General features: G+C 52.6%; 20 protein-coding genes. 9 read left to right on the forward strand and 11 right to left on the reverse strand.

Going from position 1 to position 19,899, the window contains the following annotated elements; genetic code table 11:
- Positions 1-247: 247 nt before the first annotated feature.
- Positions 248-1,072 (forward strand): protein bax, encoded by an 825-nt coding sequence (locus tag EHN13_RS19500; protein ID WP_061066797.1) that lies wholly within the window; start codon positions 248-250, stop codon positions 1,070-1,072.
- Between the two features lie 90 nt (positions 1,073-1,162).
- On the opposite strand, the gene xylR is transcribed toward EHN13_RS19500, so the two are convergent.
- Positions 1,163-2,341: a D-xylose utilization transcriptional activator XylR gene (xylR, locus tag EHN13_RS19505; protein WP_048213671.1), complete on the reverse strand. Its 1,179-nt coding sequence runs from the start codon at positions 2,339-2,341 to the stop codon at positions 1,163-1,165.
- Between the two features lie 359 nt (positions 2,342-2,700).
- Here xylR and xylA point away from each other — a divergent pair, with 359 nt between their 5' ends.
- The 4 genes from xylA (at position 2,701) to yiaA (ending at position 6,536) form a co-directional block, all read left to right on the forward strand.
- Positions 2,701-4,023, forward strand: coding sequence for a xylose isomerase (gene xylA / locus EHN13_RS19515; protein ID WP_048213670.1), 1,323 nt, complete (start codon positions 2,701-2,703; stop codon positions 4,021-4,023).
- A gap of 72 nt (positions 4,024-4,095) precedes the next feature.
- A complete protein-coding gene (gene xylB, locus EHN13_RS19520; RefSeq protein WP_124021934.1) occupies positions 4,096-5,550 on the forward strand; it encodes a xylulokinase in 1,455 nt (484 codons plus the stop codon).
- 167 nt (positions 5,551-5,717) lie between these two features.
- The gene (gene yiaB / locus EHN13_RS19525; protein WP_249039302.1) at positions 5,718-6,098 is read left to right on the forward strand and encodes an inner membrane protein YiaB; all 381 of its coding nucleotides are present in this window, start codon (positions 5,718-5,720) and stop codon (positions 6,096-6,098) included.
- Positions 6,099-6,536, forward strand: coding sequence for an inner membrane protein YiaA (gene yiaA / locus EHN13_RS19530; RefSeq protein ID WP_124021936.1), 438 nt, complete (start codon positions 6,099-6,101; stop codon positions 6,534-6,536). It abuts the gene before it with no gap.
- Between the two features lie 41 nt (positions 6,537-6,577).
- On the opposite strand, the gene EHN13_RS19535 is transcribed toward yiaA, so the two are convergent.
- Positions 6,578-7,573, reverse strand: a complete 996-nt coding sequence (locus tag EHN13_RS19535; protein ID WP_124021937.1) for an acyltransferase — start codon at positions 7,571-7,573, stop codon at positions 6,578-6,580.
- A 171-nt stretch (positions 7,574-7,744) separates the two neighbouring features.
- Here EHN13_RS19535 and EHN13_RS19540 point away from each other — a divergent pair, with 171 nt between their 5' ends.
- From EHN13_RS19540 to glyS, 3 genes are all read left to right on the forward strand, one after another.
- Positions 7,745-8,053 carry a YsaB family lipoprotein gene (locus EHN13_RS19540; RefSeq protein ID WP_048213667.1) on the forward strand — a complete coding sequence of 103 codons (309 nt, stop codon included), beginning with the start codon at positions 7,745-7,747 and terminating at the stop codon, positions 8,051-8,053.
- Between the two features lie 95 nt (positions 8,054-8,148).
- Positions 8,149-9,060 carry a glycine--tRNA ligase subunit alpha gene (gene glyQ, locus EHN13_RS19545; RefSeq protein WP_001168551.1) on the forward strand — a complete coding sequence of 304 codons (912 nt, stop codon included), beginning with the start codon at positions 8,149-8,151 and terminating at the stop codon, positions 9,058-9,060.
- Positions 9,061-9,069: 9 nt separating this feature from the next.
- Positions 9,070-11,139: a glycine--tRNA ligase subunit beta gene (gene glyS / locus EHN13_RS19550; RefSeq protein WP_124021938.1), complete on the forward strand. Its 2,070-nt coding sequence runs from the start codon at positions 9,070-9,072 to the stop codon at positions 11,137-11,139.
- Positions 11,140-11,252: 113 nt separating this feature from the next.
- Here the strand turns inward: glyS and cueP are convergent, their stop codons facing one another.
- The 3 genes from cueP to EHN13_RS19565 all read right to left on the reverse strand — a co-directional run bounded on the left by cueP (position 11,253) and on the right by EHN13_RS19565 (position 12,761).
- On the reverse strand, positions 11,253-11,792 hold the full coding sequence (cueP, locus tag EHN13_RS19555; RefSeq protein ID WP_124021939.1) for a copper-binding periplasmic metallochaperone CueP: 540 nt from the start codon (positions 11,790-11,792) through the stop codon (positions 11,253-11,255).
- Between the two features lie 187 nt (positions 11,793-11,979).
- Positions 11,980-12,192, reverse strand: coding sequence for a transcription antiterminator/RNA stability regulator CspE (gene cspE / locus EHN13_RS19560; RefSeq protein ID WP_000014594.1), 213 nt, complete (start codon positions 12,190-12,192; stop codon positions 11,980-11,982).
- Positions 12,193-12,470: 278 nt separating this feature from the next.
- On the reverse strand, positions 12,471-12,761 hold the full coding sequence (locus EHN13_RS19565) for an HTH-type transcriptional regulator (RefSeq protein WP_048213664.1): 291 nt from the start codon (positions 12,759-12,761) through the stop codon (positions 12,471-12,473).
- Positions 12,762-13,141: 380 nt separating this feature from the next.
- Between EHN13_RS19565 and EHN13_RS19570 the strand changes: the two genes are divergently transcribed.
- The gene (locus EHN13_RS19570; RefSeq protein WP_048213663.1) at positions 13,142-13,852 is read left to right on the forward strand and encodes a DUF3053 domain-containing protein; all 711 of its coding nucleotides are present in this window, start codon (positions 13,142-13,144) and stop codon (positions 13,850-13,852) included.
- A 61-nt stretch (positions 13,853-13,913) separates the two neighbouring features.
- On the opposite strand, the gene ghrB is transcribed toward EHN13_RS19570, so the two are convergent.
- The 6 genes from ghrB to EHN13_RS19600 form a co-directional block, all read right to left on the reverse strand.
- The gene (gene ghrB / locus EHN13_RS19575) at positions 13,914-14,888 is read right to left on the reverse strand and encodes a glyoxylate/hydroxypyruvate reductase GhrB (RefSeq protein WP_048213662.1); all 975 of its coding nucleotides are present in this window, start codon (positions 14,886-14,888) and stop codon (positions 13,914-13,916) included.
- A gap of 22 nt (positions 14,889-14,910) precedes the next feature.
- Positions 14,911-16,191 (reverse strand): MFS transporter, encoded by a 1,281-nt coding sequence (locus EHN13_RS19580; protein ID WP_040231622.1) that lies wholly within the window; start codon positions 16,189-16,191, stop codon positions 14,911-14,913.
- Positions 16,192-16,261: 70 nt separating this feature from the next.
- Positions 16,262-17,200: a sugar kinase gene (locus EHN13_RS19585; RefSeq protein WP_048213660.1), complete on the reverse strand. Its 939-nt coding sequence runs from the start codon at positions 17,198-17,200 to the stop codon at positions 16,262-16,264.
- A gap of 3 nt (positions 17,201-17,203) precedes the next feature.
- Positions 17,204-17,953: a sugar phosphate isomerase/epimerase family protein gene (locus EHN13_RS19590; RefSeq protein WP_124021940.1), complete on the reverse strand. Its 750-nt coding sequence runs from the start codon at positions 17,951-17,953 to the stop codon at positions 17,204-17,206.
- Positions 17,954-18,053: 100 nt separating this feature from the next.
- On the reverse strand, positions 18,054-19,070 hold the full coding sequence (locus EHN13_RS19595) for a LacI family DNA-binding transcriptional regulator (protein WP_115601322.1): 1,017 nt from the start codon (positions 19,068-19,070) through the stop codon (positions 18,054-18,056).
- A 141-nt stretch (positions 19,071-19,211) separates the two neighbouring features.
- Entirely contained in the window at positions 19,212-19,874 is a 663-nt protein-coding gene (locus EHN13_RS19600) for an OmpA family lipoprotein (protein ID WP_101742802.1), read from the reverse strand.
- Positions 19,875-19,899: the final 25 nt, after the last annotated feature.

Raw genomic sequence — 19,899 nt, forward strand, 5'->3', positions numbered from 1 at the left:
GTCGATTCCGCCCGGATGAGAGATGAGGGTGAGCGATCACGCGCAAAAAACGACCTAATTTTGCGATAACCTCCACATTTTCTTCGAATTAACCGCACCCGGAACGGTTTGTACGTGACATAGTTTCAGAATTGGACTATTCCTTTGGGTGCTCTTGACGGCTATTTTTGATATGATTTGAGATTCATCTCTCATTTTTGTGAAAAATATAAGGTGTTGGAATGTTTAAATCCGACCAGGAGACCTAATGATATTGACTCCCATTCGACGATATGGGGCAATGATTCTTATGTTACTCACCATTGCATTTTCGGGTGAGGTGCTGGCAAAGACACACACGGCGACAACGAGTCATAAGCCCCAGGTAATCAAGGCAAGTAATACACAGGTAAGCAGTAAACAAGAGTATTCTCGCAATAGTGCAAAGAGTAGTTCACTTCCTGATTTGCGAAAATACCCTTCCGGAACACCAAGGAAAAAAGCGTTTCTCCGGACGGTTATGCCTTATATTACCAGTCAAAATGCTGCCATTACGGCGGACCGTAACTGGCTGATCTCAAAGCAGTACCAGAATCGCTGGTCACCGACTGAGCGTACGCGTATGAAAGACATCGCGAAACGCTACAAGGTGAGCTGGTCTGGCAACACGCGTAAAATTCCATGGAATACGCTGCTTGAACGCGTAGACATCATTCCTACCAGTATGGTGGCGACTATGGCTGCGGCTGAAAGCGGTTGGGGCACATCGAAACTGGCGCGTAGCAATAACAACCTGTTTGGCATGAAATGTGTCAAAGGCCGCTGCAACAATGCACCCGGTAAGGTGAAAGGCTACTCACAGTTTGAATCGGTAAAAGAGTCGGTGAATGCCTATGTCATTAACCTGAACACGCATCCGGCATACTCTTCCTTCCGTAAATCGCGCGCGCAGTTGCGTAAAGCCGATCAGGAAGTGACAGCGACCGCGATGATCCATAAGCTGAAGGGGTACTCCACCAAAGGACAGAGTTACAATAACTATCTGTTCGCGATGTACCAGGATAACCAGCGTTTAATCGCCGCGCATATGTAATTCCATAGGCCTGATGGCACGACGCTTATCAGGCCTGTGAGCCGCTCTGCAGGCCGGATAAGGCGAAACCGTCATCCGGCACAATTCCCCCTACAGCAACACCTCACTGTTCATGTCACGGTACTCTTTTGGTGTCGTGTCGTATTCTTTCTTGAAAACGGAATAGAAATACTGCAACGACGGGTAGCCGCACATTTGTGAAATTTCGTTTATCGCGAGCGTCGTGGAGATCAACAGGCTACGCGCTTTTTCCAGTTTTTCGGCATGAATCACGGCGTGGATGGTTTCCCCGACCTCGTCTTTAAAGCGCTTCTCGAGATTCGAACGTGAAATCCCTACTGCATCCAGCACTTGCTCGACTTTGATGCCTTTACAGGCATGGTTGCGGATAAAGTGCATTGCCTGAATGACAGCGGGATCGGTCAGTGAGCGATAGTCGGTTGAACGACGATTCACGACGCGTACCGGAGGCACCAGAATACGTTGCAGCGGCAGTTCTTCATTCGCCAGTAAGCGGTGCAGAAGTTTTGCTGCCTGATAGCCCATTTGTCGCGCGCCCTGAGCAACGGATGACAGTGCGACGCGGGACAGGTAACGGGTGAGTTCTTCGTTATCGATCCCAATAACACACAGTTTTTCCGGCACCGGAATATGCAAATGCTCGCAGGCCTGCAGAACATGCCGCGCACGCGCGTCGGTCACGGCGATAATACCGGTTTGCGGGGGTAAAGTTTGCAGCCAGTCCGCCAGTCGATTTTGGGCGTGTTGCCAGTTTTCTGGTGCGGTTTCCAGCCCCTGATAGACAACACCACGGTATTTCTCTTTGGCGACCAACTGGCAAAAGGCATATTCACGCTCGGCAGCCCAGCGCTTGCCGCTGGAAGAGGGCAGACCATAAAATGCGAATCGGTTGACCCCTTTTTCTTTCAGATGCAAAAAAGCGCTTTCCACCAGTGCATGGTTATCGGTCGCAATGTAATGGACGGGGGGATAATCGCTTTCAAGATGGTAGGAACCCCCAACGCCGATGATCGGAACATCGACATCGGCAAGTAATTGCGCAATGTCATCATCGTCATAATCAGCAATAACACCGTCGCCTAACCAGTCTTTGATATTATCAATACGGGCACGGAAATCTTCCTCAATGAATATATCCCACTCGGATTGCGATGCCTGTAAATATTCACCTACGCCCTCTACCACCTGACGGTCATAGGCTTTATTAGCATTAAATAATAGGGTGATGCGGTGTCGTTTATCAAACATAAGAGCCTGTCCTGAAAGGTTAACGTGGCCTGTCAATACTACCAAAACCGCAGGTGCGACTACTTGATGAAGCGTTACAAATTTCTTATTTGCGTAACGCTACGCAAAATTCACACACCCCGACCAGGAAGACAATTGTCATTTCTTATCTGTGTATTACGGTTTTTTGTTTATTGATGAAGAGCCGATCGCGATCGCTTTTTTAATTGCTTATTCAGTGTGCATTTTTGGGAGCCAGCGCACATTTGGGTATTCTCTTAATGGCGGTGTGAAATAACGTAATTGAGCAATAAATCAGGAAATTCCAGTATGACTGTATCGCAGTTTACTTGCCGTATTACCTGATTATGGAGCTTATTATGCAGGCTTATTTTGACCAACTCGATCGCGTTCGTTTTGAAGGTACAAAATCCACTAACCCACTCGCATTTCGCCATTACAACCCTGATGAAATCGTGCTGGGCAAGCGCATGGAAGAGCATCTGCGCTTTGCCGCCTGCTACTGGCACACTTTCTGCTGGAACGGCGCGGATATGTTCGGTATGGGGGCATTCGACCGTCCGTGGCAACAGCCGGGTGAAGCATTGGCGCTGGCAAAACGTAAAGCGGATGTGGCATTTGAGTTTTTCCATAAGCTGAATGTGCCTTACTACTGCTTCCATGATGTTGACGTCTCGCCTGAAGGCGCGTCACTGAAAGAGTATAAAAATAACTTTGCCCAGATGGTGGATGTGCTGGCGGCAAAACAGGAACAGAGCGGCGTGAAACTGCTGTGGGGTACGGCAAACTGCTTTACCAACCCACGTTATGGCGCAGGTGCGGCGACTAACCCGGATCCGGAAGTCTTCAGCTGGGCGGCTACGCAGGTCGTGACTGCCATGGATGCCACACATAAGTTAGGTGGCGAAAACTACGTCCTGTGGGGCGGCCGTGAAGGTTATGAAACGCTGCTTAATACCGACCTGCGTCAGGAACGTGAGCAGATTGGCCGCTTTATGCAACTGGTGGTCGAGCATAAACACAAAACAGGTTTTCAGGGCACCTTACTGATCGAACCGAAGCCGCAAGAACCCACTAAACATCAGTATGACTACGATGCCGCGACTGTTTACGGATTCCTGAAGCAGTTCGGTCTGGAAAAAGAGATCAAACTGAATATTGAAGCAAACCATGCCACGCTGGCAGGCCATTCGTTCCACCACGAAATCGCTACGGCGATTGCTCTGGGGCTATTTGGTTCCGTCGATGCGAACCGTGGCGACGCGCAACTGGGCTGGGACACTGACCAGTTCCCGAACAGCGTAGAAGAGAATGCGCTGGTCATGTACGAAATCCTGAAAGCGGGCGGTTTTACCACTGGTGGCCTGAACTTTGATGCCAAAGTCCGTCGTCAGAGTACTGATAAATACGATCTGTTCTATGGTCATATTGGTGCGATGGATACCATGGCGCTGTCGCTGAAAATTGCGGCTCGTATGATTGAAGACGGTGGCCTGGATCAGCGCGTGGCAAAACGTTATGCCGGTTGGAATGGTGAGCTGGGCCAGCAAATTCTGAAAGGTCAGATGACGCTGACGGAAATTGCGCAGTACGCTGAACAACATAACCTGGCACCGGTGCACCAGAGCGGTCATCAGGAATTGCTGGAAAATCTGGTAAACCATTATTTGTTCGACAAATAACGGACTGCTGAGTACGTCCGTAAGCCCGGATAGCGATTCGCTACCGGGCCTTTCTTTAAGGAACGATACCCTATGTATATCGGGATAGATCTTGGTACATCAGGCGTAAAGGCCATTCTGCTCAACGAGCAGGGCGATGTGGTGGCCTCGCACACGGAGAAACTGACCGTCTCGCGCCCGCATCCGTTATGGTCGGAGCAGGATCCTGAACAGTGGTGGCTGGCGGCGGATCGGGCTGTGAAAACGTTGGGCCAGCAGCATTCGCTTCGCGAGGTGAAAGCGCTGGGGATTGCCGGACAGATGCACGGTGCGACGCTACTGGATGAGCAACAGAAGGTTCTGCGTCCGGCAATCCTGTGGAACGATGGTCGCTGTGCTGAAGAGTGCGTCATGCTTGAGGAGCGGGTTCCGCAATCGCGTGCCATCACCGGCAACCTGATGATGCCTGGCTTTACCGCCCCTAAATTGCTGTGGGTGCAGCGCCATGAACCGGACATTTTCAGCCGGGTTGATAAAGTTCTGCTGCCGAAAGATTACCTGCGTCTGCGTATGACCGGAGAGTTTGCCAGCGATATGTCGGATGCCGCAGGTACGATGTGGCTGGATGTCGCGAAACGTGACTGGAGTGACGTCATGTTGTCTGCGTGTCAACTGACTCGCGCACATATGCCGACCTTGTACGAGGGCAGTGCGATTACTGGAACGCTGTTGCCTGGTGTCGCGCAATCCTGGGGCATGTCAGAGATTCCCGTAGTGGCGGGTGGCGGTGATAACGCGGCGGGGGCGGTTGGCGTCGGCATGATGAATGCCGGTCAGGCTATGCTCTCGCTGGGGACTTCCGGGGTCTATTTTGCGGTCAGCGACGGTTTTCTCAGCAAACCGGAAAGCGCAGTCCATAGCTTTTGCCATGCTCTACCTGAACGGTGGCACCTGATGTCCGTGATGCTAAGTGCGGCATCCTGCCTGGACTGGGCGGCAAAACTAACCGGGATGGCAAGTGTACCTGCGCTGATTGATGCCGCACAGCAGGCAAATGAGCAGGCTGAACCGGTCTGGTTTTTACCCTATCTCTCAGGTGAACGTACGCCGCACAACAACCCGCAAGCGAAGGGTGTCTTTTTTGGTCTGACGCATCAGCATGGTCCGGCAGAACTGGCGCGAGCGGTACTGGAAGGTGTGGGATTTGCCTTAGCCGATGGTATGGATGTGGTACATGCCTGTGGCGTGCAGCCCGCCAGCATTACACTGATTGGCGGTGGGGCGCGCAGTGAATACTGGCGTCAAATGCTGTCTGACATCAGCGGATTGCAACTGGATTACCGTACCGGCGGTGATGTTGGCCCTGCACTCGGTGCGGCGCGCCTGGCGCAAATTGCCATCAATCCGCAACGGCCATTATCTGACCTGTTGCCTCAGCTTACGCTGGAGCAGGCGCATTATCCTGACGCCGGGCGTCATGCTCTTTACCAACAGCGTCGAGAAACCTTCCGCCGAATCTATCAGCAATTACAACCACTGATGTCCTGACCCTAAATCCCCTCTGGTAAACAGAGGGGATTTATCAAATATATATTTCAATCTAATAAATAATTGGCGTGCATGAATTTATTCTGAAAGTCCGGCGTAGTGGCATTTTTCTGTGTTGTCTTTAGCGGGTTATTCATATTGTATCCATGATGGATAAGGAGATCCCAATGAAGACGACAAGGCTGACGACAAGGCTGTTGCCCTGGATATTATTCCTCTCTGGCGCGCTGATTTACGTTATTGGCTTTTGGCAGGCATGCCCGTTATTGAGTGGCAAAGGCTATTTTTTCGGCGTGCTGATGGCGGGAATGTTTGTGACATATGTTTATCAGCGTGGTGAAAATCTCAATCAGAGCGACGAACGCTTCGCCTCTGTGTGTCAGATGGTGGCACTCATCACGATAGGATTGCTACTGGTGGGGGTGTGGAACGCTCCATTAGCGCCCATTGAAAAGGCGCTGTACCCAGCGGCATTCTTTATTTGTTTATGGGGGCAAATTTTATTGTTGCGCTCATCAGAAAATACACCTAAAGGACAGGAACTCTGAATGGATAACAGAACTTCAACGTATTCTCCCGCATTTAGCATTGTGTCATGGATAGCGCTTTTCGGCGGCATTGCGACGTATCTGCTGGGGCTGTGGAATGCGGATATGCAGTTGAATGAAAAGGGGTATTACTTTGCTGTGTTGGTGCTTGGTTTGTTTTCTGCTGCGTCGTATCAAAAGACGGTACGGGATAAATATGAAGGTATCCCTACGACGCCGATTTACTATGTAACCTGTCTGGCCACGTTTGTTATCGCGGTAGCATTACTGGTTGTTGGTTTGTGGAACGCCACGCTGTTACTTAGTGAGAAAGGGTTTTACGGTCTGGCTTTCTTTTTGAGTCTGTTTGGCGCAGTTGCCGTGCAGAAAAACATTCGCGATGGTGGTTTTGAACGTTCAAAAGAAACTGTGGCGATTGCAGAAGAGTTTACGGAATAATCGGTAGCCCCCCGTTCGGTAACGAGCGGGGGTTTTTCATTTTAACTTACCAGCCTGTGCGTATCGATGCGCTGCAACAATATGGACAACAGTAAACTTCCTGCCAGCGTGGCGCTAAAAATCCACAATATATCCAGCGGCGGCCAGTTCTTGAGTTCTATGCCGTTGGTGCGCAGCGCGTGAATGATCAGCGCATGAAAGCCATAGATGCCCAATGAGTGGCGGGAAATAAGGCCCAGTACCGGCAAAGTGCGCGTGCTGAGCGTATTTTTGACCAGCGTCAGAAGTGAGGCGGCACAGATAAATACCGCTGGTCCGCAGTAGAGATACCAGGTATCGGCAAAATTGCCTCGCCACTGGAGCTCATGCAGCGTCCCGCGGGAAATAACAAACACGGCGACGATACACAACGCTGCGCAGAGCCAGGTGAGTGAGCGCTTTTGTGTCTCCATCATACCAATTGCCCGGCCCAGCATGCCGTATAGAATGTAGTAGAACGTATCGCCGCTGATGTACAGGTTGATGGGAAGCCACTCAAAGCCGCCAATTTTTTGCGAGACGGTATTGGGATTGGCAATCACGCCTATCACCACCATCAATGCCAGCAGCATTTTTCCGCTGACATTTTTCACCTGAATAAGCGGGGATACCAGGTAGATAACGGCAATAGCGAAGAAAAACCATAGGTGGTAGAACACCGGCTTTTGCAGCAGGTTCTTCAGCGACAGCTCAGCGTTGATCGAGGTAAACAGCAGGATGTAGGCCAGCGCCACGCTACTGTAAAACAGAATGCAGAGCGCGATGCGCGTGAAATGGCGCGGTTTGGCGCTGCGTTCGCCGAAAAAGAGATAACCCGAGATCATAAAAAACAGCGGGACGCTGACGCGAGAGGCGGAATTGAGCACGTTGGCCAGATCCCAATTTACCGGGCTGACGCTTTGCGCATTGGTGATGTACCAGGTCGTGGTGTGAATCATCACAACCATTAAACAGGCGATCCCGCGCAGATTATCAATCCAGTAAATTTTGGGCTGCATCAGTTCCTCTGTTTTCATTAAAAAAAGTCTGACCAGTATTTGCGAACATCGCTCACTGGATTAATCCGAGTTATTACGCTAAAGCTTGTGATGGCCTGGGGAGATTCTCACAATAGGATCCGTTCCCAGACACTAATAATAAGACTGACCAGCAAACCAGGCGGTAATAAAATGATGATGAAGTATTTCTTTCCCGCAATCCTCACGCTGCTGCTGGTGGGGTGCGCCGATCCACAATCGTCAGCACCCGTGCAGAAAGCGCAAAAGGGCAAAATTACCGCCACGCGTTCGCTGGATATGGAGTCATTGTGCAAAAGTGAAGCATCGGAGCTTTATAATACGGGCGCCCAGAAAATTGCTATCACCGGTCTTGAGCAATTTCAGGGTAGCTATGAGATGCGCGGTTCTACCTTCCGCAAAGAGAGTTTTGTCTGCTCATTTGACGCAGACGGGCAGTTTTTGCACCTTTCCATGCGCTAAGTTCCCCCTTTTTCCCGTTTCGTACTGTATATCTTGCAGCCAGCGGGTATACTGATCGCTTCCTTTAAATCCACACGTATCCAGCACGAAATAATATGCAAAAGTTTGATACCAGGACCTTCCAGGGCTTGATCCTGACCTTACAGGATTACTGGGCTCGCCAGGGCTGCACCATCGTTCAACCATTGGACATGGAAGTCGGCGCGGGGACATCTCACCCAATGACCTGCCTGCGTGCACTGGGGCCGGAACCGATGGCGACTGCTTATGTGCAGCCTTCTCGTCGTCCGACCGACGGGCGCTATGGCGAAAACCCGAACCGCTTACAGCACTACTATCAGTTCCAGGTGGTGATTAAGCCGTCACCGGACAATATTCAGGAATTGTACCTGGGTTCTCTGAAAGAGCTGGGTATGGACCCGACCATTCACGATATCCGTTTCGTGGAAGATAACTGGGAAAACCCAACACTGGGCGCCTGGGGTCTGGGTTGGGAAGTGTGGCTGAACGGCATGGAAGTCACGCAGTTCACCTACTTCCAGCAGGTTGGTGGTCTGGAATGTAAGCCAGTTACCGGGGAAATCACCTACGGTCTGGAACGTCTGGCCATGTACATTCAGGGCGTAGACAGCGTTTACGACCTGGTCTGGAGCGACGGTCCGCTGGGCAAAACAACCTACGGCGACGTGTTCCATCAGAACGAAGTGGAGCAATCCACCTACAACTTCGAATACGCCGATGTGGACTTCCTGTTCACCTGCTTCGAGCAGTACGAGAAAGAAGCGCAGCAGCTGCTGGCGCTGGAAAACCCGCTGCCGCTGCCTGCGTATGAACGTATTCTGAAAGCCGCCCATAGCTTCAACCTGCTGGATGCGCGTAAAGCCATCTCCGTCACCGAGCGTCAGCGCTACATCCTGCGCATTCGCACCCTGACCAAAGCAGTGGCAGAAGCTTACTACGCTTCCCGTGAAGCCCTTGGCTTCCCGATGTGCAACAAAGACAAATAAGAGGCGGCCATGTCTGAGAAAACTTTTCTGGTGGAAATCGGCACTGAAGAGCTGCCACCAAAAGCACTGCGCAGCCTGGCTGAGTCCTTTGCTGCGAACGTTACCGCGGAGCTGGACAACGCTGGCCTCGCGCACGGCAATGTTGAGTGGTTTGCCGCTCCACGTCGTCTGGCGCTGAAAGTCGCTGCCCTGGCAGAATCTCAACCCGATCGTGAAGTTGAGAAACGCGGGCCGGCCATTGCCCAGGCGTTTGATGCTGAAGGTAAACCGAGTAAAGCGGCAGAAGGTTGGGCGCGCGGTTGCGGTATCACGGTTGATCAGGCTGAGCGTCTGACCACCGACAAAGGCGAGTGGCTGCTGTATCGCGCGCATGTGAAAGGCGAAAGCGCTGAAACGCTGCTGCCGAACATGATCGCCACTTCGCTGGCGAAGCTGCCGATCCCGAAACTGATGCGCTGGGGCGCGTCTGACGTTCACTTCGTGCGTCCGGTTCACACCGTGACTCTGCTGCTGGGCGACAAAGTTATTCCGGCAACGATTCTGGGCATTCAGTCCGATCGTGTGATCCGTGGACACCGCTTTATGGGCGAGCCGGAATTCACTATCGATTCTGCCGATCAGTATCCGGAAATCCTGCGTGAGCGCGGCAAAGTGATTGCCGATTACGCCGAGCGTAAAGCGAAAATCAAAGCCGATGCTGAAGAAGCGGCGCGTAAGATCGGCGGTAACGCTGACCTGAGCGAAAGCCTGCTGGAAGAGGTCACCTCGCTGGTAGAATGGCCGGTCGTGCTGACCGCGAAGTTCGAAGAGAAATTCCTCGCGGTTCCGTCTGAAGCGCTGGTACACACCATGAAAGGTGACCAGAAGTACTTCCCGGTATACGCGAATGACGGCAAATTGCTGCCGAACTTTATCTTCGTGGCCAACATTGAATCGAAAGATCCGACCCAGATTATCTCCGGTAATGAGAAAGTAGTTCGTCCGCGTCTTGCGGATGCTGAGTTCTTCTTCAATACCGACCGTAAAAAACGCCTGGAAGACCATCTGCCGCGTCTGCAAACCGTGCTGTTCCAACAGCAACTGGGTACGCTGCGCGATAAGACTGACCGTATCCAGGCGCTGGCGGGCTGGATTGCTGGTCAAATTGGCGCTGACGTTAACCACGCAACCCGTGCTGGCCTGCTGTCCAAGTGCGACCTGATGACCAACATGGTCTTCGAGTTCACCGACACCCAGGGCGTGATGGGTATGCACTACGCACGTCACGATGGCGAAGCGGAAGATGTTGCTGTGGCGCTGAACGAGCAGTATCAGCCGCGCTTTGCCGGTGATGACCTGCCGTCTAACCCGGTGGCTTGTGCCGTGGCGATTGCTGACAAGATGGACACCCTGGCGGGTATCTTCGGTATTGGTCAGCATCCGAAAGGCGACAAAGACCCGTTTGCGCTGCGTCGTGCTGCGCTGGGCGTGCTGCGTATCATCGTTGAGAAGAACCTGAATCTGGATCTGCAAACGCTGACGGAAGAGGCTGTTCGTCTGTATGGCGATAAGCTGACCAACGCGAAAGTGGTTGATGACGTTATCGACTTTATGCTTGGTCGCTTCCGCGCCTGGTATCAGGACGAAGGTTACACCGTCGATACCATTCAGGCCGTGCTGGCGCGTCGTCCGACTCGTCCGGCTGATTTCGACGCACGTATGAAGGCGGTTTCGCATTTCCGTACGCTGGAAGCTGCTTCTGCACTGGCTGCCGCGAACAAGCGCGTATCAAATATTCTGGCGAAGTCTGAAGAAACGCTGAACGACCGTGTGAATGCGGCAACGCTGAAAGAGCCGGAAGAAATTGCGCTGGCGATGCAGGTTGTGGTGCTGCGCGATAAGCTGGAGCCTGTCTTCGCTGCCGGTCATTACCAGGAAGCGCTGGTTGAGCTATCTGCGCTACGTGAACCGGTCGATGCGTTCTTCGAGAAAGTGATGGTTAACGTGGAAGATAAAGATCTGCGTATTAACCGTCTGTCTATGCTCGAAAAACTGCGTGAACTGTTCCTGCGCGTGGCGGATATTTCGCTGCTGCAGTAACGGTCATGAGCTGACTTAGAAAATGCCGGATGGCGGCTTCGCCTTATCCGGCCTACGAGATAAACACCAGTAGGCCGGATAAGCATTGCGCCATCCGGCATTTTTTTATGTTGTTAGCGCAGCTGTAATTTAGTCAGACAGGTCTGGCTGTCTTCCATGGTTTTAATGGGATATTCCGCCGTTTTGCCGTTGTAGCTTACTGCGATGGAGCCTGCCATATTGCGCGGTAGCCAAACTCCGACGAAACCATTTCGACCGCTCTTCATCTCTTTTTGTAGCACCACATCACCCTTGTTATCCGTTACTTTGACATTAAATGTCTTCTCCGGCATTTCGCCCTGGCAGCCAGAAAGGCTGTGGTTGAAGCAAGGATGTGTTTGCCATTCATAAGGGGCAAATGACAGATAGAACTTGTCACCGAGCGGCAGGGTATAGATCTGATCGCCCGAAGAGAGCTTCAGTTCGGTACTGGTGACGGATGCCGAGTAGGGCAGTGGGCGGCTCTGGGGAGACTGATCAATGGCCTCGACGATTTGCTCGACGGATTTTCCGCTGAGCCCGTGTTCCGCCAAAAAAGTGGCTTCAGGGGGGGCGGCGAACGCGCTACCGGTGGTGAGTAAACCTAAAACCAGCAGCAATGAGGATTTCGACATAGCTTCAATTCCTTGTGAACGTTGTGGGATACTGACTGGCTCACTATAAAGCTTGCCCTTAGGGAAAGGTCAAAGGGGCGACGGGTAAAGTAATGCAAAGACGCGTGTGGGCGAGGCGTTTTTCGAAGTACAGATAAAAAAAATCCCCGCCGTTGGGCAGGGATTCAGAATTTTGAGCTTTTTAAGCTTACAGGCTGGTTACGTTGCCAGCTGCCGGGCCTTTAGCGCCGCTTTCGATGGTGAAGGAAACTTTCTGACCTTCGTCCAGAGATTTGTAGCCATCGTTCTGGATAGCAGAGAAGTGTACGAACACGTCTTTAGAGCCATCGTCAGGAGTGATGAAGCCGAAGCCTTTGTCAGCGTTGAACCATTTTACGATACCAGTCATTTTACCGGACATAGTGTATTACCTTTTAAAAAATAAGTGTGCCTTTCGGCGATATGGCGTGCTTTACAGATTTTTTAACAGTAAAGGAAATGCTCACTACGAGGGTATCAACGATAACTCTTGAAGGGACTTGCCTTACTAACTGCTGTAATGGTCTGTACGTCAAACCGTTGAGGGCATTAACTCATTTTACGCAGGTGGATGCAACTACTATTTTCTTTTTTGCGGATATTGGCAGTGGAGGAACGGCCCTTCTGCAGGACCGCTCTTATGTCAAACTTGAAAATAACTTAATCCATCAACTGCTTACTTAATCGTGGGTCTGCCTGAATCAGGCGCATCAACTTCAATTCGGTACTGGATGGCTTCACTCGTTTAGACTCCCATTCATGAACCATCGCGACCGTTACGCCCATCACCCGGGCGAAATCATCTGTTTTTAAACCTGTCCCTCGTCGTAGTTGTTCAAATTCAGCGAAAGGGTTGGTTTTTTGCGTCTGGGTAACCGTCTGCGATACATCTTTAAAAACAATCTGCTCCAGACTGCTTAGCAGTTCAAACATAGGATCTTTGTATTCCATTGAGAACTCCTATAAATCACACAGCGGGATCGTGAATTTCATCGAAGCTCATTAAGCGTAGTCGGAAAAAATGAAGGCGAATTTATGGTATGCGTTGTGGATTCGTTTCAGCGAATCGCGGGTGACAACCTTTAGTTGGCTAACGAACTGATAAAGGTCGGGATCTCCGATCGAACCATTCCAATTGTAAAGATGACTAAAATAGAGTGCCGCTATGTGAAGGGAGCATTGTTGAGCAAAACACAGGGCGGCGGAAACCGTTATTTTCCCCCACAAGATTACGCGGAAAGGGTATCTTGCGGGGCTGACCTGGACTATCCTTGTCAACGTCAGGCACGCGGGTGTCGTTGTGCGCATTTTTGGGTGAAAGGAGTATTAAAATGGCGACAGGTAAGTCCTGCTCTCGCTGGTTTGCGCCTGTTTTGGCGCTCTTAATGGTAGTTGGCCTGAGTGGGTGTTTTGATAAAGAAGGCGATCAACGCAAAGCGTTTATCGATTTTCTGCAGAATACTGCAATGCGTAGCGGAGAGCGTTTACCGACGCTGACTGCCGATCAGAAAAAACAGTTTGGCCCGTTTGTGTCCGATTACGCGATTCTTTATGGCTATTCACAGCAGGTTAATCAGGCAATGGACTCCGGTCTGCGCCCGGTTGTTGATAGCGTAAATGCAATCCGTGTTCCTCAGGATTATATGACTCAGCGTGAACCGCTGCGTCAGGCAAATGGCGCGCTGGGTGTGTTAGGACAACAGTTGCAGAATGCGAAGCTACAGGCAGATGCTGCCCATGGCGCGCTGAAGCAGGGTGATGACCTGAAACCTGTCTTTGATCAGGTTTACAGCAAAGTCGTGACCGCACCGGCAGAGGCGTTACAGCCGCTGATCCCAGCCGCGCAAGTTTTCACGCAGCAGTTGGTGCAGGTAGGCGATTTTATCGCGCAACAGGATACGCAGGTGAGCTTTGTCGCCAACGGCATCCAGTTCCCAACCTCACAACAGGCCAGTCAGTACAATACGCTGATTGGCCCGCTGGCGGCGCAGCATCAGGCATTTAATCAGGCATGGACTGCTGCGGTGAATGCCGCGCAGTAATCGTCGTACGGTAAGACACATTAAAGGCCGGGTGAGCATCAATGCTACCCGGCCTTTTGTGTTATTTGGCCACTTGCGGATTCACGCAGTTCTTCTCAACTTTCCCCTGCAGTGCGTCAATTAAGTTATCCACAGCACAAGCCGCCATGTTATAGCGCGTTTCATGCGTGGCTGAACCAATATGCGGTACCGCCACCACATTCGGCAACGACAGCAGCGGTGAGTCTGACGGCAACGGCTCTTGTTCAAACACATCCAGGCCCGCGGCATGAATCTCCCCGCTTTGCAGTGCGGCGATCAGTGCGTTTTCATCCACCACCGGGCCACGCCCAGCGTTAATGAAAATGGCAGAAGACTTCATTTTGGCAAACTGTTCGGTACTGAACAGATGGTGGGTTTCGTCCGTTAACGGCAGAATCAGGCAAACAAAATCCGCTTCCTGCAGCAGCGTATCCAGGTCGCAGTAGCGCGCGTTGAAACGTTCTTCCGCTTCCTGATGGTGACGACGCGCGTTGTAGAGAATCGGCATGCTAAAGCCGAAATGCGCGCGTTGCGCCAGCGCCAGCCCAATGCGTCCCATGCCGACAATGCCCAGCGTCTTGTGGTGAACATCGGTACCAAACCAGTCGGCTCCGATGCTTTTTGTCCATTCGCCTGCCTTCACGCGCTCGGCGACTTCCACCACGCGGCGAGCGGTGCTTAACACCAGCGCCATTACCGTGTCTGCCACGGTTTCTGTCAGCACCGTTGGCGTGTGCATCAGCAGCACCTTACGTGCGTTAAGGGCATCGACATCGAAGTTGTCATAGCCTACGGAAATGGTGGAGGTCGCGCGCAGTTTCGGCATTTTCTCCAGCAGGGCGGTATTGACGGCTTCACTGGAGCCCAGCAGGCCTTCCGCGCTGGCAAAGGCTTCGGCGTGCTGTGCTACGGTTTCTGAACGCAGGTTAGGCACCTGAGTGACAGTAAAATGCTCTTCCAGGCGATGCAGTAAATCGTCAGGTAACGCTTTATAGAGAATAATGGACGGCTTCATGCGAATCTCCGTAAGTTAAAATTTAAGCGTGGCGTGCGCCAATAGGTAGCTGTTGATTATTAGCAGGCTTAACGATCAGAGTTAGCCATACTGAGACAAAAAGCGCTACCCCCATAAAAATGTATGAGGCGGACGGGCTGCCGGTGGTGCCATTGAGGTAGCCGACAAACCAGGAACCAAAGAATGAGCCTAATGCGCCCATGCTGTTGATTAATGCCATTGCTCCCCCAGCGACGTTGCGCGGCAACATTTCAGGAATGATGGCGAAGAAGGGGCCATAAGGGGCGTACATGGCCGCACCGGCGATAACCAGCAGTGTGTAAGAAATCCAGAAATGGTCTGCGCCAACGGCCCAGGAGCCAATAAAGGCGAAAGCGGCAATCAGCAGCAGTGGCCAGACAAACAGCTTACGGTTTTGCAGTTTATCGGAAGCCCATGAAACCAGGATCATCGCCGCCGTTGCGGCCAGATACGGAACGGACGAAAGCCAGCCGACCTCTACCATACCCAGGTTGGCACCGCCGCTGCGGATAATTGACGGCAACCACAGAACAAAACCGTAGACGCCAATACTCCAGGCAAAGTACTGCATGCACAGCAGAATAACGTTACGTGAACGGAACGCTTCGCCGTAGTTACGCACGGCTTTGATACCCTGCTGTTCTTTTTCTAACTGGGCCTGCAGCGCGGCTTTTTCGGATTCTGACAACCAGCCTACCTGCGACGGTTTATCTTTTACCAGTACCCACCAGCAGAACGCCCAGATGATGGCCGGAAAACCTTCAATGATGAACATTTCACGCCAGCCCAGCGCCTGAATCAGGTATCCGGACACGACGGACATCCACAGGACGGTGACGGGGTTACCGAGGATCAGGAAGGTATTAGCACGCGAACGCTCGGACTTCGTAAACCAGTTACTGATATAAATCAGCATTGCGGGCATGACCGCGGCTTCAACGACGCCAAGAATGAAGCGAATGGCGGCCAGCATTGGAATGTTGCTGACCATCCCGGTCAGTGACGCGCAGGCGCCCCACAGAATCAGGCAGATAAAAATCAGTTTACGTACGCTGCGGCGTTCGGCGTAAATTGCGCCTGGGATCTGGAAGAAGAAATAGCCAAGAAAAAACAGAGCCCCCAGCAGGGAAGAGATCCCTTTGGTAATACCGAGATCCTCGTTGATGCCGGCTGCGGAAGCGAAGCTGAAGTTCGCGCGATCAAGGTACGCCAGGCTGTACGTGATAAACACGATTGGCATGATGTACCACCAGCGTTTTGCTGCATTGGTTGAGCTATTCATAGACTGCCCTCTGGTTATGCTGATACGCCGCCTCTGAATGTAGGGTACAGAGACAGAGTTGGCCGGGAATTTATTCCCCTAATTGTTCACGTGTGGGTAATCCTTCGCTGTCGCCCTGGACCTGAATGGCCAGAGCGCCAATTTTATTGCCCCGGGTCACCGCCTGATGCAGCGAGCGCCCTTCCAGCAGGGCGCTGATAACGCCGACGGCAAAGCCATCACCCGCACCGACGGTATCGACCACATTGTCGACTTTCACCGGTGCGACGCAGCCTTGCTCGCCGCTCGCTGCTTTGTACCAGGCCCCATCAGCCCCGGTTTTGATAATCACGGCCTTCACGCCATGGCGCAGATAAAAGTCGGCAATGGCTTCTGGTGTCTGCTGACCGGTTAAAATCATGCCCTCTTTTAATCCAGGCAAAACCCAGTCAGCCTGGAATGCCAGTCGGTTGAGTTTTTCCACCATCTCGCCTTCGCTTTTCCACAGCACTGGGCGTAAATTCGGATCGAACGAGATGGTCTTCCCTTGTGTTTTTAGCGTGCGGGCGGTGTGCGCCAGTAGTTCATATGAACTGGCAGACAGCGCAGCTGCAACGCCGCTCAGGTGCAGGTGGCGTGCGCTGGAGAAATACCCATCGTGATAATCCTCAACGCTGAGATGGCTGGCAGCAGAACCTTTGCGGAAATATTCCACAATGGGATCGGTTCCATTTTCGACTTTAGATTTAAGCTGAAAGCCAGTAGCGTAGCGCCCGTCCAGAGTAACTCCCTGCGCATTAATCCCTTCTTTCTCCAGCGACTTAATAATAAAACGGCCAAAACTGTCGTTACCCACGCGGCTTACCCAGCCTACGTTCAGACCCAGGCGAGCAAGTCCGGTTGCGACATTAAGTTCAGCGCCTGCAACGCGTTTAATAAACTGCTCCACGTCCGCCAAATCACCGGTTTGCGTGGCGACAAACATCGCCATCGCTTCACCAATAGTGACCACATCCAGTGAATTTTTCATGTGTTACTCCTTGCGTAACAGAGCGACGTAGTGACGGGTAACCGCCGCCAAATCCTGCCCTTCCAGGGGAAACTCAATGCCGCGTGGAACATCTGCGGGCAACGTGTCCAACAGCGCCAGCCAGCGTGGTTCCGCGTGATCAGGCGGCACGGCACGGTAACTGTCGCGATGTGATGTGGCGGCTTTCACATGGATGTATCCAACGCTTGAGCCCAACTGCTGTGCAGCCTCTTCCGGAACGTCGCCTACCCACAGCCAGTTGCCCATATCGAAGGTCAGAGATATCGGCAGATTTTGCGTCTGGCAGGCTTCGTTAAAGCGCTGCATCGGCTTCAGGCGTCCGCAGGCGGTCTGATCGTTTTCGACAACCAGCTCCATCCCGCTGTTGTCCAGCCATTCACGTAACACGTTGAACTGTTCGGTATGGGAGAAATGGCCGAGGGAGACTTTTAGCCACAGCGCCTGCAGGGCCTGTGCTTCTTCAAGTAGCGCAGGAAGTCGGGGATTGAGGCTACCGTCCTCAAGGAACAACGGCTCAGGCGCTGAGTAACAGGCCAGCAGGCCGAAGATTTCGATAGCAGAGGCCATGGTTGGCAGTGTTTTTAGCTCGGCGTCGGTCAGCATCTCGCGACGGATTTCAACCCCGTCAGCACCGGCTTCGGCAATGATGGGCAGCAGGGCTGTTTGCCCACCTGCGGCGCGTACCTGGTCGTAGCCGTAAGCGGCAGTGACCACCATAATTTTTCTTTTCATGGAAACTCCAAAACTAGCGTTCTTGCTATAACGCTAGATGGAACCGGTTCCAAAGAAAAGGCTGTGATGTTGAATTTATGATCACCATCACGAAGGAAATTTAGCGGGCGGTAGAGCCGCGAACGATCAATTCGCCGGAGAAGACCTGTTCCTGAATGGCAGCAGAGCCGCCATCGATCCTGCGTACAACCTGCTCAACGGCGGTATAGCCAATCTGCCAGGTAGGTTGTTTCAACGTGGTAATACCAACGCCCGCCAGTTCGGCCCATTCCAGCTCGTCAAACCCGAGCAGACCGATGTCGCTGCCCCAGTTGAGGCCAATACGCTTTAGCGCACGGGCAACCTGCAACGTCAGGGCGCCATTGGCAGAGATAACGGCTTTGCGCATCCCACGATGCTGCTGGTGAAACTGGCGCAGTGTGTCATCGAGTTGCGTATTGTCCGTTAGCGGGACTTCCGCATTTTGTGCGATAACGCCGGGGTACTGTGCGAGGGTGGCGCGAAAAGCGCTCAGGCGCTCGCGGCGGGTATTCACCATGCCGAGTGGTTCGCTGAGGAACAGGATGGCTTCAAAACCTTGTTCGACCAGATGTTCCGTGGCAACCGTTGCCGCCTGGGTGTTATCCAGACCGACCATATCACAGGCGAAATCGGGAATTTTACGGTCAATCAGCACCATCGGCAGCGCAGACTGCTGCAGACGGTTCAGTCCTTCTTCACGCATCCCGACGGCGTTCACCACGATCCCTTCGACCTGGTAGCTGCGCAGCAGGTCGAGATAATGCAGTTCCTGATCCACTTCGTTGTTGGTGTTGCACACCAGTGGAGTAAAGCCTTTATCGCGACAGGCGGCTTCAATGCCGCTTAACACGTTGACGGAGTAGGGATTGGTAATATCGGCGATAATCAGGCCAATCAGGCGGGTACGCCCATGCTTCAGGCCTCTGGCCATCAGGCTTGGACGGTAGTCGAGTTCGGCAATGGCTTTTTCAATGCGGGCTAACAGCGCGTCGGATAGCAGATGCTTTTCACCGTTGAGGTAGCGTGAAATGCTGGTCTTGCCGGTTTTTGCGGCCTTTGCCACATCGCTGATGGTTGCCCGTGTTGATTTGCTCATCGCTGATTTCCCTGAATTTCGTGTGAATACCTTAGCGGGAAAATCTGACGAAGCAAGTAATTTGCCCGGTGGCGCTGCGCTTACCGGGCCTACATGTCGAACGTAGGCCGGGTAAGGCGAAGCCGCCACCCGGCTCAACGATTACTGCACAGGACTCAACGTAATCTCTACGCGACGGTTCTGCGCTTTACCTTCCGCCGTGCTGTTGCTGGCGATGGGGTTCGCCGGACCCATACCCTGAGTGCGAATGCGGTTCGCTGCTACGCCCTGGGTAATCAATGCACTGGCGACGGAGTCGGCACGCTGCTGTGACAGACGCATGTTCAAATCCTGGCTGCCCGTGCTGTCGGTGAAGCCCAGCACGTTGACGGCTGTTTTATTGTACTCTTTCAGTACCATTGCCACGCCGGTCAGGGTGTTGGCACCAGCAGGTTTCAGGTTGGCGCTGCTGCTGTCGAAGGTGACGTTATTCGGCATATTCAGAATGATGTTATCGCCACTACGCGTCACGCTGACGCCCGTTCCCTGCATTTTTTCGCGCAGTTTGGCTTCCTGCACGTCCATGTAATAACCGATACCGCCACCCACAGCCGCACCTGCCGCTGCACCAATCAACGCGCCTTTGCCGCGATCTTTCTTCGAAGAAGAGAGTGCGCCAATGCCCGCGCCGACCAGAGAGCCAATACCCGCGCCAATGCCGGATTTACCCGCTTCGCGTTCGCCGGTGTAAGGGTTTGTTGTGCAGCCAGAAACCGCCAGGGCGCCGCTCACGATGGCAGCAATAACAAAAACACGTTTCTTCATCTTAATTCCTTAATGACTTTTTCTT

It is taken from the genome of Citrobacter youngae (assembly GCF_003818115.1).
Lineage (GTDB): Bacteria > Pseudomonadota > Gammaproteobacteria > Enterobacterales > Enterobacteriaceae > Citrobacter > Citrobacter youngae.